16 protein-coding genes and 1 pseudogene are annotated in these 18,070 nt (G+C 61.5%); 3 read left to right on the forward strand and 14 right to left on the reverse strand.

The window, feature by feature from the left end; genetic code table 11:
* Positions 1-3: 3 nt before the first annotated feature.
* The 7 genes from AGA_RS11985 to AGA_RS12015 all read right to left on the reverse strand — a co-directional run bounded on the left by AGA_RS11985 (position 4) and on the right by AGA_RS12015 (position 5,556).
* On the reverse strand, positions 4-462 hold the full coding sequence (locus AGA_RS11985) for a 23S rRNA (pseudouridine(1915)-N(3))-methyltransferase RlmH (RefSeq protein WP_059024488.1): 459 nt from the start codon (positions 460-462) through the stop codon (positions 4-6).
* A gap of 53 nt (positions 463-515) precedes the next feature.
* A complete protein-coding gene (gene rsfS, locus AGA_RS11990; RefSeq protein WP_083503637.1) occupies positions 516-1,064 on the reverse strand; it encodes a ribosome silencing factor in 549 nt (182 codons plus the stop codon).
* A 17-nt stretch (positions 1,065-1,081) separates the two neighbouring features.
* Positions 1,082-1,741 carry a nicotinate-nucleotide adenylyltransferase gene (locus tag AGA_RS11995; protein WP_059024863.1) on the reverse strand — a complete coding sequence of 220 codons (660 nt, stop codon included), beginning with the start codon at positions 1,739-1,741 and terminating at the stop codon, positions 1,082-1,084.
* 29 nt (positions 1,742-1,770) lie between these two features.
* Positions 1,771-3,084 (reverse strand): glutamate-5-semialdehyde dehydrogenase, encoded by a 1,314-nt coding sequence (locus AGA_RS12000; protein WP_083503701.1) that lies wholly within the window; start codon positions 3,082-3,084, stop codon positions 1,771-1,773.
* Between the two features lie 96 nt (positions 3,085-3,180).
* Positions 3,181-4,275, reverse strand: coding sequence for a redox-regulated ATPase YchF (ychF, locus tag AGA_RS12005; RefSeq protein ID WP_059024490.1), 1,095 nt, complete (start codon positions 4,273-4,275; stop codon positions 3,181-3,183).
* Positions 4,275-4,856 carry an aminoacyl-tRNA hydrolase gene (pth, locus tag AGA_RS12010; protein ID WP_059024491.1) on the reverse strand — a complete coding sequence of 194 codons (582 nt, stop codon included), beginning with the start codon at positions 4,854-4,856 and terminating at the stop codon, positions 4,275-4,277. Before pth ends, ychF begins: the two co-directional genes overlap by 1 nt.
* 94 nt (positions 4,857-4,950) lie before the next feature.
* Entirely contained in the window at positions 4,951-5,556 is a 606-nt protein-coding gene (locus AGA_RS12015; protein WP_059024492.1) for a 50S ribosomal protein L25/general stress protein Ctc, read from the reverse strand.
* Between the two features lie 166 nt (positions 5,557-5,722).
* Here AGA_RS12015 and AGA_RS12020 point away from each other — a divergent pair.
* The 3 genes and pseudogenes from AGA_RS12020 (at position 5,723) to AGA_RS12030 (ending at position 9,674) form a co-directional block, all read left to right on the forward strand.
* A pseudogene (locus AGA_RS12020) lies at positions 5,723-6,801 on the forward strand (threonine aldolase family protein).
* Between the two features lie 156 nt (positions 6,802-6,957).
* Positions 6,958-8,754 (forward strand): aspartate--tRNA ligase, encoded by a 1,797-nt coding sequence (gene aspS, locus AGA_RS12025; protein WP_059024865.1) that lies wholly within the window; start codon positions 6,958-6,960, stop codon positions 8,752-8,754.
* Positions 8,755-8,828: 74 nt separating this feature from the next.
* Positions 8,829-9,674, forward strand: a complete 846-nt coding sequence (locus tag AGA_RS12030; RefSeq protein ID WP_059024493.1) for an EipB family protein — start codon at positions 8,829-8,831, stop codon at positions 9,672-9,674.
* Between the two features lie 19 nt (positions 9,675-9,693).
* Here AGA_RS12030 and AGA_RS12035 read toward each other — a convergent pair whose 3' ends face one another.
* The 7 genes from AGA_RS12035 to acs form a co-directional block, all read right to left on the reverse strand.
* On the reverse strand, positions 9,694-11,112 hold the full coding sequence (locus AGA_RS12035; RefSeq protein WP_059024494.1) for a hypothetical protein: 1,419 nt from the start codon (positions 11,110-11,112) through the stop codon (positions 9,694-9,696).
* 111 nt (positions 11,113-11,223) lie between these two features.
* A complete protein-coding gene (locus AGA_RS12040; RefSeq protein WP_231945835.1) occupies positions 11,224-11,766 on the reverse strand; it encodes a hypothetical protein in 543 nt (180 codons plus the stop codon).
* A 14-nt stretch (positions 11,767-11,780) separates the two neighbouring features.
* Positions 11,781-13,001, reverse strand: coding sequence for an aminopeptidase (locus AGA_RS12045; protein WP_231946141.1), 1,221 nt, complete (start codon positions 12,999-13,001; stop codon positions 11,781-11,783).
* 154 nt (positions 13,002-13,155) lie between these two features.
* The gene (locus AGA_RS12050; RefSeq protein WP_059024496.1) at positions 13,156-13,737 is read right to left on the reverse strand and encodes a DUF1643 domain-containing protein; all 582 of its coding nucleotides are present in this window, start codon (positions 13,735-13,737) and stop codon (positions 13,156-13,158) included.
* Between the two features lie 88 nt (positions 13,738-13,825).
* Positions 13,826-14,416: a sugar O-acetyltransferase gene (locus AGA_RS12055; RefSeq protein ID WP_059024497.1), complete on the reverse strand. Its 591-nt coding sequence runs from the start codon at positions 14,414-14,416 to the stop codon at positions 13,826-13,828.
* A 176-nt stretch (positions 14,417-14,592) separates the two neighbouring features.
* Positions 14,593-15,822, reverse strand: a complete 1,230-nt coding sequence (locus AGA_RS12060; RefSeq protein WP_059024498.1) for an MFS transporter — start codon at positions 15,820-15,822, stop codon at positions 14,593-14,595.
* Between the two features lie 258 nt (positions 15,823-16,080).
* Positions 16,081-18,063: an acetate--CoA ligase gene (gene acs, locus AGA_RS12065; protein ID WP_059024499.1), complete on the reverse strand. Its 1,983-nt coding sequence runs from the start codon at positions 18,061-18,063 to the stop codon at positions 16,081-16,083.
* Positions 18,064-18,070: the final 7 nt, after the last annotated feature.

Below are 18,070 nucleotides of genomic sequence, written 5' to 3' on the forward strand. Positions count from 1 at the left end.
GGCTTAATCCGGCCTGCCAGCCCTATGGTACGGGTGGCCTGCCGCAATGGCCTGCGCACGGTAAATCTGCTCTACCAGCATAATCCGTACCAGCATGTGCGGCCATGTGAGTGTGCCAAAGGAGAGGGTCGCCCCGGCCCTTTGCAAAACAGAGGCATCCAGCCCCTCTGCCCCACCAATAACAAAACAGGGCGTGCGGCCCGTGGCCTGCCATGTCTGCATGGTGGTGGCAAAAGCCACACTGCTGTAGGTGCGCCCGCCCTCATCCAGCGCCACAACAAGGCTCTGGGCCGGGCAGGCCGCCAGAATGGCCTGCGCCTCGCGGCGTTTGATCTCGTCCGGGCTACCGCGCCCGTCGGGCAGTTCCACAATATCCAGCGCCGGGCGCAGGCGTTTGAGGTACCGCTCGACCAGCGCGCGCTCGGATTTGTCCTTCATACGCCCGACTGCCACCAGCCTCATGTCTGGCTTCCGTGGCAGCGGGGCGTGAGATGTTGTAAACCGAACACCAGCACTTACAGACGGGTTACGCCGTCTTCGTTGCTTTCATCCAGTTCCGCACCCCACATTTTTTCCAGACCATACAGCGTGCGTGCTTCGGGCTTGAACAGGTGGACCACAATGTCCCCCGTATCCAGCAGCACCCAGTCGGAACCATTAGCGCCTTCAACCAGCACACGCTTGATGCCAATATCACGCAGTTTGCGCTCAATATGCTGGGCCATGGCGGCAATCTGGCGGTCAGCCAGACCTGTGGCGATCACCATCTTGTCGGCAAAGGATGCGCGGCCGGTCAGGTCGATGACAACCAGATCTTCCGCCTTGTCATCTTCCAGACTGGTGGTGATGATAACCAGCGACTGCTCCAGCAGATCGGGGGCCACCGCCTCGCGCTTGGTGGGTTTTTTAGGCCCGGCAGCGGCAGCTTTTTTACGAACAGACCCCGGAGCAGCAGCGGCTCCAGAAACTGCGGCGGCGCGGGAGGCGGCCGTGCGGCCCCCTCGGGCGGAGGCCGTGGACGGGCGGGCGCGTGCCGGCGTCTCGGCGGGTGGCTTGGTGGTTATGACCGTTCTCCTGAAAACTAGATAACTTGTGGGGTGGTGGGCTGATCCGTGGTGGCGTCAAACCCGCCCCGCTGACGAATGGCTGTTGCAGATATACTGTTTTGTACCCCCGGAAGGAAAGCCCAAGCTGGGGGGGAAAGTGTGGCAAGCCGTGCTGCCTGCCGTGCAGGCACGCGCCAGCGGGCCAGATAATGCGCCGCCAGACCGCCCAAAGCCGCAACATTCTGCCCCGGACGGGGGAAAACCGCCAAAGGCACGGCCTGGACCAGTTGCCGCCAGTGCTTCCAGCGGGGCAGGGTTACCAAACCATCTGCCCCCATCAGCCATACAAACCGCACATGGGGAAAACGGGCCTTAAGCCGGGCCAGCGTATCCACCGTATAACGGGTACCGAGTCGGGCTTCCAGATCCGTCGCCACCACATGCCGCCCATCCGCCAGTTGGCGAGCTGTTGCCAAACGGGTGGCAAAAGACGCCATCTCCCGCCCCGCCTTAAGCGGATTACCGGGAGAGACCATCAGCCAAACCTGATCGAGCCGTAATTCACGCAGGGCGCGACGGGCAATGGCCTGATGCCACCTGTGACCGGGGTTGAATGACCCCCCCAGCAAACCAACGCGGCTACGGCGGTTATCCCCCCATGTGGGCAGGTTGGCCCCCTGCCCGCTGCCCCCCATAACGGCGCGCACACTATGGCGGAGCGCAGTCAGGGACGAACCTGACCGTTGCCGATAACCTCGTAACGGAAGGTTGTCAGCTGTTCCACACCCACCGGGCCACGTGCATGGAAGCGCCCGGTGGCAATGCCAATTTCCGCCCCAAAGCCGAATTCACCCCCATCACAGAACTGGGTAGAGGCGTTCCACATAACCACGGCGCTGGTCACACCGTTCATAAAGCGGACGGCAACGGCCTCATCCGCCGTCACAATGGCCTCGGTGTGGGAGGAGCCAAAGCGGGCAATATGGTCCAGCGCCTCGTCCACGCCGTCCACAACCGCCACGTTCAGCACCGCATCCAGCCACTCGGTTGCAAAGTCCTTCTCGGTTGCGGCGGGCAGGTCGGGCATAATCTCCCGCGCCGCAGCATCGGCCTTAAAGGTGCAGCCATGCTCGGCCAGATCAGCCACAATCTGCGGCAGCAACACGGAGGCAATGGCCGCGTCAACCAACAGGGTTTCGGTCGCGCCACAAATGCCCACACGGCGCATTTTGGCGTTCAGCACAATACGCCGCGCCATGGCGTGGTCCGCCGCCGCGTGCACATAGGTGTGGCACAGCCCTTCCGCATGAGCCAGAACGGGCACGCGGGCCTCGCGCTGCACACGCTCCACCAGAGAACGCCCCCCACGCGGAATAATCAGGTCCACAAGGCCAGATGCGGTAAGCATATCCGCCACATGCCTGCGGTCAGAATCCGGGGCAATCAGCACCGCATCTTCTGGCAGGCCCGCGTTACGCAGCCCTGTTTGCATGGCGGCATGAATGGCGCGTGCACTATGCAGGCTCTCGGACCCACCACGCAGCAGGATGGCATTGCCGGATTTAATGCACAGGCCCGCTGCATCCGCCCCCACATTGGGCCGACTTTCGTAAATAACGCCAATAACGCCTACGGGTGTGGCCACCTTGCGAATACGCAGACCATTGGGGCGGGACCATTCCTCCAGTATCTGCCCTACGGGGTCGGGCAGATCGGCAATGTTTTCCAGCCCACGGGCCATAGCCTCCACCCGCTCCGGGGTCAGGGTCAGGCGGTCGCGGAAGGCGGCATTGGCCGTTGATGCCTCCAGATCGCGCGCGTTGGCCTCCAGAATGGTGGCCGCAGACTCACGCAGCGCACTGGCTGCGGCCCACAAGGCCTTGTCCCGTTCGGAGGAAGAACTTTGCGCCAGCGTGCGGGCCGCCAGCCTGGCCCTGTGCGCCAGACCGTGCATGGGGCATGGCGATGGCACGCCCTGTGCGGGTGCGTGCGCTTCTGCCGTGGCCATGTGCAGCCGACTGTCTTCCTCCGTATTCATGCTGGCGTCCCTTATCTCCATTGCCTTGTTTTCTTTTTTGTCTCTCATGGCCCGCCCCGTGTGAGCGGGCCTATCTGGTCTGTTTAGACTGCCGTATCAGACATTAAAGCGGAAGAGCAGAACGTCACCATCCTGAACAACGTAATCCCGCCCTTCAATACGCAGACGCCCGGCTTCCTTGGCGCCTGCCTCCCCACCATAACGAACATAATCGTCAAATGCGATGGTTTCGCAGGCAATAAAGCCACGCTCAAAATCATTGTGAATAACAGCAGCAGCCTGTGGCGCCTTGGTGCCGACCGTAATGGTCCATGCGCGGGCTTCCTTGGGGCCAACCGTAAAGTAGGTGTTCAGCCCCAGCAGCTTGTACCCGGCGGCAATAACGCGGTCCAACCCGCTATCCTTCAGACCCAGCCCTTCAAGGAACTCACGCCGTTCCTCATCTTCAAGCTGGCTCACTTCGGCCTCAATGGCAGCGGAGACAATAACCACCGCAGCCCCTTCGGCTTCGGCCTTTGCCTTCACCTTTTCGGAGAACGCATTGCCTGTAGCGGCGGAATCCTCGTCCACATTGCACACATACAGCACGGGCTTGGAGGTCATGAGCTGGAGACGGCGGACCGTTTCCTCCTCCCCGGCGGGGATGGCGGTGCGGGCGGGTTTGCCATCACGCAGGGCGGCCAGAATGGGGTCCATAATGGCAAGCTGGGCCGTGGCCTCCGCGTCCTTGTTGCGGGCGCGCTTTTCCAGTGCGGGCAGGCGCTTTTCCAGCGAGTCCAGATCTGCCAGCATCAGCTCGGTTTCAATAATTTCAGCATCACGCACGGGGTCCACGCCGCCTTCGACATGGGTGATGTCATCATCCTCGAAGCAACGCAGAACGTGGATAATGGCGTCCACCTCGCGGATATTGGCAAGGAACTGGTTGCCCAGCCCTTCCCCGCGGGATGCGCCGCGCACAAGGCCTGCAATATCCACAAACTCAAGGCTTGTGGGCACTTCGCGCTGGGACTTGCCAATAACCACCAGCTTGTCCAACCGGGGGTCTGGCACGGCCACGCGGCCCACGTTTGGCTCAATCGTGCAGAACGGGTAGTTGGCGGCCTGCGCCGTTGCCGTTGCTGTAAGCGCGTTGAACAGGGTGGACTTGCCCACGTTGGGCAGACCTACAATACCGCAGTTAAATCCCATCAGCCCTTGCTCCCTTGTGGCAGTGCAACCTGAGTCATAAACCGGTCAGCATGACCTTCCGCCAGCAGCGGGGCGGCATCGGCCATGCGGTCCAGCAAATGATCGAGCCATTCCTGCTGGTCTGTCTGTGTAAAATTACCAAGCACCCAGCCATGCACCCGTTCCTTGGCGCCGGGGTGGCCTATGCCAATGCGTACGCGCCAGTAGTCCGGCGTGCCCAGCATTTTGTCTGTCGAGCGTAAACCGTTATGGCCCGCAGCGCCGCCGCCACGCTTGATGCGCAACTTGCCCGGAGCCAGGTCCAGCTCGTCATGAAAAACTGTTATCTGCTCGGGGGCTATTTTGTAAAAAGCGGCAGCCTCCTGCACGCTCTCGCCCGAGCGGTTCATATAGGTCATGGGCAGCAGCAGCAGCACCTTATGACCACCTATGCGGCCTTCGGCCACCTCGCCCCTAAAGCGATTGCGCCAGGGCGAAAAACCATATCTGGCGGCAATAGCCTCAACCGCCATGAAACCAACATTGTGCCGGTGCCGGCGCATGGAGGACTCGGGATTACCCAGTCCGACCCAGAGCAGCATTACGGATTCTGCCTTACGTTATGAACAGAAAGGGGGGCACATGCGCCTGCACGTGCCCCCGCGTTCCATCAGACTCGGATTGCTCCGCCCCCGATTAGGAAGCGTCAGCTTCTTCCGCCGGTGCTGCTTCAACAACCGGAGCAGCAATGGAGGCAACCACAAAGTTGGCTTCGTGAGAAACCGGGGTTGCGCCTTCCGTGCCCTGCACATCGTCCCAACGCACGTTGTCGTTGATGTCGAGCTTGCTCAGGTCAACCGTGAAGAATTCGGGGATGTTTTCCGCCGCCACTTCCACGTCAACCGTGTGGCGCACAACGTTGAGCATACCGCCACGCTTGATGCCGGGGCTCTTTTCTTCACCCACAAAGTGCACAGCCACTTCAACATGCACGCGTGAGCCAGCGGACAGACGCAGGAAGTCGATGTGGATGGGCATGTCTTTGACCGGGTGGAGCTGCACGTCACGCACCAGAGCGCGCTCGGTCTTGCCGCCTTCAACCTTGATGTCATACACGCGGGAGCGCCAGCCAGAGGTCTGGATTCCCTTAATGACAATGCGCGGGTCAAGCGCGATCAGTGTGGCTTCCTGCTTACCGCCGTACACAACGCCGGGCACCAGGCCAGCACGCCTCGTCGCCCGCGCTGCCCCCTTACCAGCCTTCGCGCGCGCAGAAGCTTCGATTGTTGTAATTTTGGACACCTTGACTTCTCCTGAAAAACTTGAGCACGCAGGCCTCCAGGGGTGCCTGCGCGATGGCTGCGGCCTTACAGCAAAACCCCGCCACAAGCAAGGTCCGGCATCATGCCGCGTACCGTGCCCAGCCCGTGCCAACAGGCACACCTAACCCTAAGCCGGAGAGTTTGCCATGACCCTTCCCCAGCCGGCAGCACCCCGCCAGCCCCCCGCCACCATCCCCCACCAGCAGTTTGGCAGCGACAACTACGCAGGCGTGTGCCCGCAGGCGCTGGAGGCCATGAACCGCGCGGCATCTGCCTCCGCCCCGCCTATGGGGACGACCCGTGGACCCGCCTTGCCGCCAAAGCCGAGGCCGAGCTGTTTGCCGCCCCGCAGGCGCGCGTGTTCTTTGTATTTAACGGCACGGCCGCCAATGCGCTGGTGCTGGCAACGCTGTGCCCGCCCTATTGCAGCATCATCACATCAGAAATCGCGCATGTGGATACATCCGAACGCGGGGCGGCGGAGTTCTTTTCCGGCGGGGCAAGGCTCATTACCCCGCCCACGCCAGATGGCAAGGTCACCCCGGCCTCCATTGCGCAGGCCATGCGCCGCACGCGGGACTTTGATGCCTCCACCCCGGCGGTTGTCAGCATTACCCAGCCTACCGAAAACGGGTTGCTCTATTCGCTGGATGAGATCCGCGCCATTGCCAATGCCTGCCACGACAACGGGCTGCGCCTGCACATGGATGGCGCCCGCTTTGCCAATGCCGTAGCCGCGCTGGAATGCACCCCCGCCGCCATGACGTGGCAGTCCGGTGTGGATGCGCTCAGCTTTGGCGGCACCAAAAACGGTATGGCCGTGGGCGATGCCGTGGTGTTCTTTACCCCGCAACTGGCGCAAGGCTTTGCAGAGCGCGCCAAGCAGGCCGGGCAGATTGCCTCCAAAATGCGGTTTCTGTCCGCCCCGTGGCTGAGCATGGTCCAGTCCGGCGCATGGCTGGACAACGCACGCCACGCCAATGCCAGCGCGCAGGCTTTTGCACACGCCATAGCGGGTATGGATGAGGTGGAACTGGCATGGCCAGTGCAGAGCAACGCGGTGTTCCTACTTATGCCAGAACGCGTAGCCAACGCCCTGCGTGCGCAGGGGTGGCGATTCTACACCATGTTTGGGGGGGTGTACCGCTTTATGTTCGCGTGGGATGCACGGGCAGACTCCATTGCCGCCCTTGCAGCGGAGCTGGGCCGGTGCGTGCGGGTCTGAACCCTGCGTAAAATGCCCCTTGGTAGCAAAACAGGCCGGGTTACCCCCGCTCCAGCCTTGACATAAGGCCCCGGCCCCTGCTTCCTCCACCCCAATTGAACTATGGCAAAACCAACGCCCGCCCGCAGGCCGGGCCACAAAATTCGGGACAAGACCATGCACCCTTACCGTACCCATAGCTGCTCGGCCCTTCGCGCGGGCGATGCTGGCACCACCGCGCGCCTGTCCGGCTGGGTGCACAGTAAGCGGGACCACGGGGGCCTGCTGTTTATTGACCTGCGGGACGAAACGGGAATCACCCAGATTGTCATCCCCGCTGGCTCCGAAGTTATGCAGACAGCCGAGCACATTCGTGTGGAAAGCGTAATTACGGTAACCGGCGATGTGGTCCTGCGTGAGGAAGGTACGCGCAACCCCGACCTTGCCACGGGTGATATTGAAGTGCGTGCAAAGGACTTTGTGGTGCAGTCCCACGCCGCCGTGCTGCCCCTGCAGGTTGCCGGGCAGGAACATTATTCCGACGAACTACGCCTGCGTTACCGCTACATCGACCTGCGGCGCGAAAAAGTGCACGCCAACATCCGCCTGCGTTCCGCCGTTATTGCCAGCATGCGCCGCCGCATGACCGAGCTGGACTTTATTGAGCTGCAAACCCCCATCCTGACCGCCTCCTCCCCCGAAGGGGCGCGCGACTTTCTGGTGCCCTCACGCAACCACCCCGGCAAGTTCTACGCACTGCCGCAGGCACCGCAGCAGTTCAAGCAGCTGGCCATGGTGGCGGGGTTTGACCGCTACTTCCAGATTGCGCCGTGCTTCCGTGATGAAGCCTCCCGCGCAGACCGCTCCCCCGGTGAGTTCTACCAGCTTGACTTTGAAATGGCCTTTGCCACGCAGGACGAAATTTTTGCGGTGATGGAAGAGGTCATGAGCGGGCTGTTTACCGAGTTTGGTAATGGCCGCACGGTCAGCACCGCTCCGTTCGAGCGTATTCCCTACGCCCGCGCCATGAAGGTGTATGGCTCCGACAAGCCGGACCTGCGCAACCCGCTGCTGATTACGGACGTAACGGAAGACTTTGCAGGCTCGGGCTTTGGCCTGTTTGCCCGCATTGCCGCCGATGGTGGTGAAATCCGCGCCATTCCCGCTCCCGGTGCGGGCGACAGGCCCCGCTCCTTCTTTGACAAGCTCAACGCCTGGGCGCGTGAGAACGGGGCCGGTGGTCTGGGCTACATCACCTTTAACGCCGAAGGTGGGCAGGGCCCGATTGCCAAAAACCTGGAAGCCGACCGCGCCGAGTCCATTCGCACCAAGCTGGGGCTGAAAGCCGGGGACGCCGTGTTCTTTGCCGCTGGCAAGGGGCTTGACGTAGCCAAGTTCTCCGGCCTTGTGCGCACCCGCATTGCCGAAGAGCTGGACCTGATCGAGAAGAACGCCTTCCGCTTCTGCTGGATCACGGACTTCCCCATGTATGAGCTGAATGAGGAAACGAGGCTGGTAGACTTCTCCCACAACCCGTTCTCCATGCCGCAAGGTGGGCTGGAAGCGCTGAATACCAAAAACCCGCTGGATATTCTGGCCTACCAGTATGACATTGTGTGCAACGGGATCGAACTCTCCTCCGGTGCGGTGCGTAACCACCTGCCAGACGTGATGGTGCGGGCGTTTGAAATTGCAGGCTACCCCGAAAGTGAAGTGGAAGCCCGCTTTGGTGGTATGCTCAACGCCTTCCGCTACGGTGCCCCCCCGCATGGTGGCTCCGCTCCCGGCGTGGACCGCATTGTAATGCTGCTGGCCGATGAGCCGAACATCCGCGAGGTTATCCTGTTCCCGCTCAACCAGCAGGGCGAAGACCTGATGATGGGCGCACCAGCCCCCGTGCCGCCCGAACGCATGAAGGAACTCTCCCTCGCGCTCAACCTGCCCAAGCCCAAGCCAACGGTCAAAAAAGACTGATAAACGCCCCTTGGGCCAATAAACACGCATCCGGCCGGTTGCATGACCGCGCCGGATGTTTTTTTGTAGCGGGTATGACAATACGCTCCCTGCGCAACCGCTCAGCCGTACTGGCCGCCACCGTGGCAGCCCTTACCCTTGCCCTGCCAGCCATAACCGCACAGGCGGCCACGCCTGCTTCCGCCCTTGTCTCGCAACAGGCGGTGTATGATCTGGGGTTAGTGGAATCGGCCGGGGGGCAAACACTTTCCGCCACCGGGCATATGCAATACGCGGTGCTCAAAACATGCCTCGGCTGGTCCTCCCACCAACGGCTGGACATCCAGAGTGTAACCCGCAAGCAGGGCGAGGAGCACCTGCTGTCCGACTATGCCGCGCAGGAGAGTCTGGACGGGCGACACCTGACCTTTAAAAGTCAGGAGGCGCGTAACGGCAAACTGTTACGGGTTGTGAGCGGGGAGGCCAGCCTCAACCCCGATGGATCGGGCCTTGTGCAATACCGCCAGCCCCTTGCCAAAACACTGCACCTGCCTGCGGGCACCATGTTCCCCATAACGCACACAGCGAGCATTCTGGCCGCAGCGGAAAAAGGCGAGCGGGAACTGACCACCCCCCTGTTTGACGGCACCCTGCCTGATGGGCCGGAAGATACCTATGTCTCGCTGCTCAACTGGGCACAAACCCCTAATGACAGCCCTTACCGGCCGTTGCAAAAACTGGCGGCAGGGCACGTGCACATCGCTTTTTATGACCGTAATGCCCACACCATGATGCCGGAATACGAAATGGGTATGCGCTATTTTGCCAATGGCGTGTCGGACCAGCTGCATCTGGACTTTGGTGATTTTAAAATGCAGGGCACGCTCAGCACACTGAACCTGCCCGCCACCCCCACCTGCTCGCAGGATGCGCAGCCCTAAGGGCGGATACCCCGCCCCCCTAAGCCTGCGCGTCCACCGCATTGCCCATGAACAGCAGGTTCTGAAAATCCATTTTCTGGTTCTGTTTTTTCCTGCGCCACTTCTTCTTGTTCGCACGCCGCCTCACACGCGGCACAAACGAATAGGCACGCGGCAGAAAGCCCGATAGCAGGGCCGCCCAGCTCATAATCAGAATAGGGGTCAGGCTTGTGCTGGCCAGCGCGCCCATATAGGTGGATTCCGCCATAAGGTCCTGCGATGACACCAGAATGGCGCTGGACTGAAGGGCCTCTTCCGCCAGTTGTTCGCGGCTGAGCTGGGCCGTGCCCCACCCTGCCAGCCCGGCCTCCACCGTCTCGGCCTCCTGCCTTTGAGTGAGCTGAAGCACATGGTTCAGCAGTGGTTTTTGCACCGATGCCAGATACGCGGCGTTTCTGGCCAGAACAGCCCGCAGGCCACCCGCCCCGGCGGCAAAGCGGCCGGATACTTCGGCCTCCTCCGTTTGCCCCATATCTTCCACGTCTTCAGCCAGAGCAGCACGGACCAGCCGCCCCCGTATGGATGGGCTGACCGCAGGCATAAGCGCCGCAGCCAGCAGGGGGTTCAGAAGGGCTTGCGGGATCTGGGTAGAATCATCAGACGCCTCAAACGTCTGAAGCAGGGCTGTGGCAGCCTGCTTTTGCTCGGTTGTGGCGTTTTCGTCCGACAGGACAGACGCCATCGCCTCAAACAGTTCGGGCAAAAGGGCGTTTGACAGGGCATTGCCAGACAGTTCGGACAGGCCAGCAGCGGAAGCCGCAACCGCCTCCTCCGTGTTCTGGGGAAGTTGCACAATGCCGCCGGGCAGCACAATTTCCTCCGCCTGCGCTGTGCTTGTGCCCAGCAAAGCGGAGGCCATGTTCCGCGCACTCTCCTGCATGGCCGTGCTGGTCAGGCCGTACAACCCCGATGAGGTCACAACAGCCCCACCAAGCAACCCGCCGGGCTGCGCGGCCAATGTGGACTGCCCAGCCAGTTGGGAGGCAGACGTGCCAGCCGCACCACTAGCGCTTTGAGTGGTCATGGTTGTGGCCACCTGCATAAGCTGCTTGGCCATGGCCTTTTGCTCAACCGTGGCGGACGGGTCATTCAGCACCGCATCCGCGGCCTGCATCACATCTGCCGCCAACGCATTGGTGCCTGCGGTGGCCACCACAGCACCGGCTGCGCCGCCATTCGCCAGCAGACTTTGCGCCCCTTCCGACAGGGTGAGCATAACATCCGCCTGCTGGGCCTGCGCATCGGCCACAGTAGAACGGAGCGAGAGGGATTGTGCGGCAGAGGATGCCCCGGACTGGGGCTGCACGAGCGACTGCCCTGCCCCCTCCACCATAGCGGCACCCAACCCGGCCCAGTTCCCCGAGCCGGACAGACCGCCTGATCCTGCTGTTGCCGTCATGGCCTGCTCCGTCACACTTCAGAACAGGGCGGGCGGGGTGCACACGCCCCTACGCTCCTGTTCGCCAAGCCTGCCACAACCCGCAGGCTCAGGCCAACAGGAGATCGGGCGTTAGTTTACCTGTGCGCTGCTGCCTGCCGCAGCCCCACCACGCAGAACGCCCACCAGTTCCTGCAAGGCCTGCGGATTGTTCTTGAGGATAGCCACATTGGCCGGGTCCGGCACAGGCATATGGGCACCGCCCTGACCGGGAGGAACGTTGAGCAGGCTGCCGGTCAGGCCCACGCAGGTCAGGCTCATAACAAAGTCCCGCGCGCTCATGCCGTGCGCCTTGAGAATGGCATCCAGCCCCGGCACCTGCCCCACCAGGGCAATCTGCTGGTCAAGCGACATACCAACCCGCCCCGGTGGCTGAATGTTGGCGGCCTCAATGGCTTTGAGGGTGGCGCTCAGGCGGGGCAGCACATCCGGGGCCAGCTTGTAGTGCAGGGCGGTGTCCATATCATGCTGCATGGTTGCCACCTGTTCTGGGGTAAGGGAGGGCGCCTGCGGCGTAGCTCCCCCCACAGGGGCCACGCTCTGCGCCTGTGCAGCGCCTGCGGCCAGCAGGGCCACAGCCCCCAGAACAGTTGATGCCTTGCGGATAAAACCCATGTTGTCCAACCTTATCATGCTGCAATCACCCATTCGCCTTTGCGCATGAGCGGCACGCGGCCACCCTGCGCATCCAGCCCGTCCACATCAATCTCACCCGAGCCGATCATCCAGTCTATGTGGATCATGCTGCTATTAGCCCCACGGGCGGCCAGTGCGGCCTCATCCTGCCCCTGCGTGTCCCGCATACATTTGGAGTAGGACTGGCCAAGGGCAATGTGGCTGGCGGCGTTTTCGTCAAACAATGTGTTCTGGAACAACAACCCGCTGCGCGAGATGGGGGAGGAATGAGGCACAAGGGCGACCTCGCCCAGCCTTCTGGCTCCTTCATCCGTATCCAGCACGCGTTCCAGCACGTCCTGCCCACGGGTTGCGTGCATTTCCACAATGCGCCCGCCCTCAAACCGGACCTTTATCCCGTCAATCAGCGTGCCTTGGTGCGAGAGCGGTTTGGTGCTGGCCACGGTCCCTTCCACGCGCAGGCGATGGGGGGTGGTAAACACCTCCTCGGTCGGAATGTTGGGGTTGCACACAATGCCGTTGCCGGCTTTTTCCGCCCCGCCTGCCCAGTCATGCCCATCGGCCAACCCAACCAGCAGGTCCGTGCCGGGGCCGGAAAAATGCAGGGCGTCGTAACGCACATCGTTCAGAAATGCAGCACGGCGGTGCAGAATGGCGTTGTGTGCCTCCCACTGGCCTACCGGGTCATCCCCGTTCAGGCGGGAGACGGAAAAAATAGCCTGCCAGAGTTTTTCCACCGCCTGCTGCTCGGGCAGGTCGGGGAACACCTGCATGGCCCATGCCGGGGTTGCTGCGGCAACAATGCACCAGTTCACATCAAAATTGGTAATGATCTCCATAGCCGGGCGGTTGACCTTGGAGGCCGCCTTACTTGCACGGGAGACATGGTCCGGGTTTTGCCCGGCCAGCAAGGCGGGGTTGGAGCCGGTAATGGCCATACGCGCTGCACCGGAGCGAAAGCCCTCCGCCATACCGGCGGCCAACCAGCCTGCGGCCGTGTCAAACGTGCTTTCCTCGCCATACTGGTAGCGGGCCAGCGTGGTTTCCTCATCCGAGTAGAATGTGGTGACCAGCGATGCACCTGCCTTGTAGGCATGTTCCGTAATACGGCGCACCAGCGGCACCGCATACAAAGGCGCTGTCATAATAACCTGCTGGCCGGGAGCGACGTTCAGCCCCGTGCGGGCAGCCACTTCGCCCAACCGGTCCAACATGGCTGCAAATTCGGCCGAGGCCAGATAGCCACCTGCGGCCTGCGTGTTCTGTTCTGTCACGTTTTTGTCTGTCCCTTTATGTGGCGCAATTCTTTGGAGGTATCGGATACCCATGGGGCGCGTGCGTCAACTCCCGCTATGTTGCCCCCTGCCCTTATGCGCCTGCAGGCTGAACCTCCGGCTGGTCCACTGGCAGTTCAAACGGCTTGAGGTCCGCTGGGAGATACAGCGGGTGGCAGGGCCGCCCCCCTGCACTCAGCCGCAGCGCGTACACGGCAATACCGTGGCTTTGCAGCATATGCACAACCTGCGGCCCCCGCGCGCGCAAAGCCTTGTGGTGGGGGGAGCCATATGCCGCCACCACAAGGTCCGCCTGCCGGGCCATATCTAGCAGGGCTGCGTCATTCTCTGGGCCAACGGGGTCCGGTGTTTCCACCAGCCGCATCTGATCGGTGCAGCGGTAGGCAAAGGTATTGCCCACAAACAGGCCACCATAGCCCCATGCACGGGCATAACGCTGGCATTTGGCCACGGTTCGGTCATCACCATATTCGGTAGCGACGGAAGGGTTCATCATCAGCCACATGACCAGAGGCTTCCCCTCCTCCCACACGCGGCGCAGGGTGTAGCGGTAACATTTGTCTGGCCCGCCATACGTGGCCGTGCTGACAACATCCCCCGATAGTTTGAGCGGGCGGGACTGGCCTACATGGTGGCCTGTAAACAGATCTTTCATCACTCTTCCGGCTGGCAGGGGTTAGGCACGTCATTTTCCCCCACGTTTACGGCGCAATGGCGTGTGGCACAAACCCACATGCCCCGCCCTAGGGGGCAAACCCTGTACGATCGGCCGGAGTAAGCGCGCGCAGCACCCGGCACGGCACACCGGCCGCCACCACCCCTACGGGCACATCGCGCGTAACCACACTGCCCGCACCAATAACGCTGCCCTCGCCAACGCTCACACCGGGGGTCACATGCACCCCTGCTCCCAGCCAGACACCGCTGCCAATGCTGATGGGCTGCGCGTAACATCCCCCTGCCGCGCGTTCGTGCGCATCCAGCGCATGGTTGGCTGTGTACAGGCCCACACGTGGACCAAACAGAACATTATCGCCAATTGTAATGGGCGCGGCATCAAGCAGAATACAGTCAAAATTAGCGTAAAAATTATTACCAATGCTAATATTGCGCCCGAACTCGCACCGTAATGCCGGTTCAAAATGCACCTGCTGCCCAACACGGCCCAGCAGGGTACGCAGAAGCTCCTCCCGCTCGGCTGCCGGGCGGCCAAAACTTGCATTGTAGCGGTTGCTCAGCACAACGGCATCTGCACGGGCCTGCACCAGTTCTGGCGCAAGGTCATTGTACATTGCGCCCGTTTGCATAAACGCCATGTGGTCTTCCAACGTCATGGCTTGCCATTCTCCCTGCTCTTGCCCGGCACCTGAGCACACAAGAGAGCATGTGCAGGCCTAGCCGGGATGCGTTGCATGCCAGTGCGCCACATAAGCAAGCACGCAGAATACTGCACAGGTTAAGAGGCCAAATGTTTAACCTGTGCATAAACACGCATCTTTTTGCGACTTCTTCAGCCCAGAGTGCTCTGCGGATGCAAACGGGCGTTAAGCAAGGTTAACACCAGCACGGTCAGGGCGGCCATCCCTACCGTGAGCATAAGGGCCGGAGCAAGGCCAACACCCATCCATGCTGCCAGACGGGTTTGCAACAGCGCGTTGCTGGCCGCAATCAGATTACCGCACTGGTAAGCCAACCCCGGAAACGTGGCGCGGACAGATGCGGGGGACAATTCGCTCAGATACGCCGGAACAACGCCCCATGCACCCTGAATACAGAACTGGATGCACACCGCCCCAACCCCAAGCCAGATAACGGAATGTGGTAGCGTCCATAAGGGCAGAATTGGCAGGGTCAACAGGGCCGCAAGGGCAATGGAATACTGGCGGCCAATACGCTGGGAGAGCACGCCAAACACCACCCCACCCGCAATGGCGGCCAGATTGTACAGCACCGCGAGCGACGTGATGGAGGACGGTGGCACATGCCGCTCAAGCGCCAGAAATACCTTGGGGTACAGGTCCTGCGACCCGTGGCTCATAAAGTTAAAGGCCGCCATAAGCACCACGGCAAACACGCAAAGGGCCATGTTCTGCCGGACAACTTCCAACATACCGGGCTGGTGCTCGGCCTCCGCCCCCTGTGCCTGACGGGCAAGCCAGTCCGGGCTTTCGGGCACGGCCAGCCAGATATAAATGGCCGAGACAACCGCCCCGCCCCCTAGTATGAACAACCCGCGCCAGCCCAGAACGGGCAGCAGCAGAAACATAAGTGAGGCCAGCAGATACCCCGCCGGGTAACCCGCCTGCAAAATACCCGATGCCGTGCCCCGCCATGATGGCGGCACGCTCTCCATGATCAGGGAGGTCCCCACCCCCCATTCCCCGCCAAGGGCTATGCCAAACAGGGCGCGCAAGACCAAAAAAATGGTCAGCGTTGGGGCGAAGGCTGAAAGCACCTCGATAAGCGAGTACACGGTAATTGTGCCGATCAGCACAGGTTTGCGCCCGTACTTATCCGCCGCACGACCGCACAGAAAAGCCCCAACAGGGCGGGTTATCAGGGTTAATGTGGGAGCAAGCAGCACGGCCTCCAGCGAGGTTGAAAAACTGTGCGCCACATTATCCAGCGTGAAGAGAACAATAAAAAAATCGCACGCATCAAGCATCCACCCCAAAAAGGAGGCAGCCACAACATGCCGGGCTGTTGTGCGGTCGATGGAAGAGAGAGCACTGGCGGACATGGGTTACTCCTGCTTGCCGGTTCCCCACCTTGTTGCATGTCTCCCCTGCGCTCCGCCACGCAGGCGTGATCACGAATACGCCAGTATTTTAAACAGATTTTTCATAACATTATAAAAAGTGCAGCCCCTCCGCCGCAGGCCGCACAAAAACTGACACCATGGAAAAGCGCCATAAATGCAGAAGGGCCGGGGCGTTCCCGCCTCGACCCCCCGGTCTTGCCGCGCAAAGCAAGATTTCTTCCGTGTCAGTCCATAAGCCTAGGCTCTGGCCTGCACAACGCCTGACTGCCCAAAAGCCATCTGCCCCCACACGCGCTCGCGCAGCATGGGTACAATGGACTGATCGCTCAAGGCAGACAGATCACCTAGTTCATTCGTATCCCCACTTGCAATCTTACGCAACAGGCGGCGCACAATTTTGCCTGACCGGGTGCGGGGCAAGTCGGGCACAAGGTACACCGCTTCCGGCGCAGCGTACCGCCCGATCAGATGAACCACCAGACGGCTGATCCCCTCCTCATCCAACCCGGCGGTTACATCCTTGCGGGGGATGGCAAATACAACCAGCGCCTGCCCTTTGACCGGGTGCTCCACCCCCACGGCCGCGCATTCCACAATTCTGTGGTCCTCGCCCAGCGCATCCTCCACCTCTGCCGTGCCAAGGCGGTGCCCGGCAATGTTGATCACGTCATCCATGCGGCCGGTTATCCAGTAATAGCCATCCTCATCCCGTCGTGCGCCATCACCCGTAAAATACAGGCCGGGGACCAGCGCAAAGTACGTCTGGCAGAACCGGGCGTGATCCCCCCATATGGTGCGTGCCTGACCGGGCCATGAGCGGGCTATGCACAAGGCCCCCTCGGCCTCTCCCTGCTCTACCTTGCCCTGCGGGTCGGTTATGACCATCTCCACCCCCGGCAGGGGCATGGTGGCTGAACCGGGTTTGAGCGACTGCACACCCGGTATGGGGCCAAGCACAATGCCCGCCGTCTCGGTCTGCCACCATGTATCGGCCACGGGGCAGCGTTTTTTGCCTACGACATTATGGTACCACAACCACGCATCCGGGCTTATGGGTTCGCCCGCCACACCCAGCAGACGCAGGGAGCCGAGGTCATGCCTGTTCACCACCTCATCCCCTTCCGCCATCATGGCCCGCACGGCGGTCGGGGCGGTAAAGAACATGCTCACCTGATAAGCATCTATCAGGTCCAGCCACCGGCCGGGCTGGGGGTATGTTGGCAGGCTGTCCGAGATCATGGTGGTGCCACCATTGGCCAGCGGGCCATACACGACCGAAGTATGCCCCGTAATCCACGCCACATCGGCCGTGCACCACAGCACGTCACGCGGCTGGTGGGTATACACCATGCCCATCGTATAGGCGGCCCAGACCATATACCCACCGGTTGCATGGACAACCGCCTTGGGTTTACCCGTGCTGCCCGAGGTATAGAGCATAAACAGAGGGGCTTCCGCCTGCATGGTTACGGGCACAAAATCTGCCTCAAAATTATCTACAAAATCATGAAAATCGTAATCCCGGCCGGGGAGCATGGGCACCGCCTCGTCCGATGTGCGCACGACCAAAACAGACTGCACGCAGCTTTTGCCGCCTGCCCTGCACAGGGCATCGTCCATGCTCTGTTTGTAGGCCACCGGTCTGTTGCCACGCCACGCCATGTTGGCGGTAATAACGGCAACGGCCCCACTATCCACAAGGCGTTCGGCTATGCCCTCGGCCGAAAAACCACCAAACAGCACCACATGCACCGCCCCTATGCGGGCACAGGCCAGCATGGAGACAACCGCCTCCGCCACCATAGGCAGGCAAATGGCGACCCGCTGCCCTTTTTCCACCCCCAGATGGGTAAGCGCATTGGCTAGGCGGCAGACCCGTTCGTGCAGATCCCTGTATGTCAGTTTTTCAGAGCGGTCCGGTGCTTCGCGGTGGCTGATCAGGGCAATCTGGTCGCCCCGGTCGGTCAGATGCTGGTCTATGCAGCAGACCGAGGCGTTCAGCGTGCCATCCGCAAACCAGCTTATGGACACGTCTTTGTCAAAACTGCCCTCAAACCCCACGGTAGGTTTACGGCACCAGTGGATACGCCGCGCCTGTTGCAGCCAGAAGGCATCCGGGTCACGCGCAGCCTGCTCCCGCATGGCCTGCAACTGTTCCGGCGTCATCAGTGCTGGGTAGTCCGGGTAGGCGCGGGTTGGAATAATGGTATGGTCCGTCATGGTCTTG

Source organism: Acetobacter ghanensis (assembly GCF_001499675.1).
GTDB lineage: Bacteria > Pseudomonadota > Alphaproteobacteria > Acetobacterales > Acetobacteraceae > Acetobacter > Acetobacter ghanensis.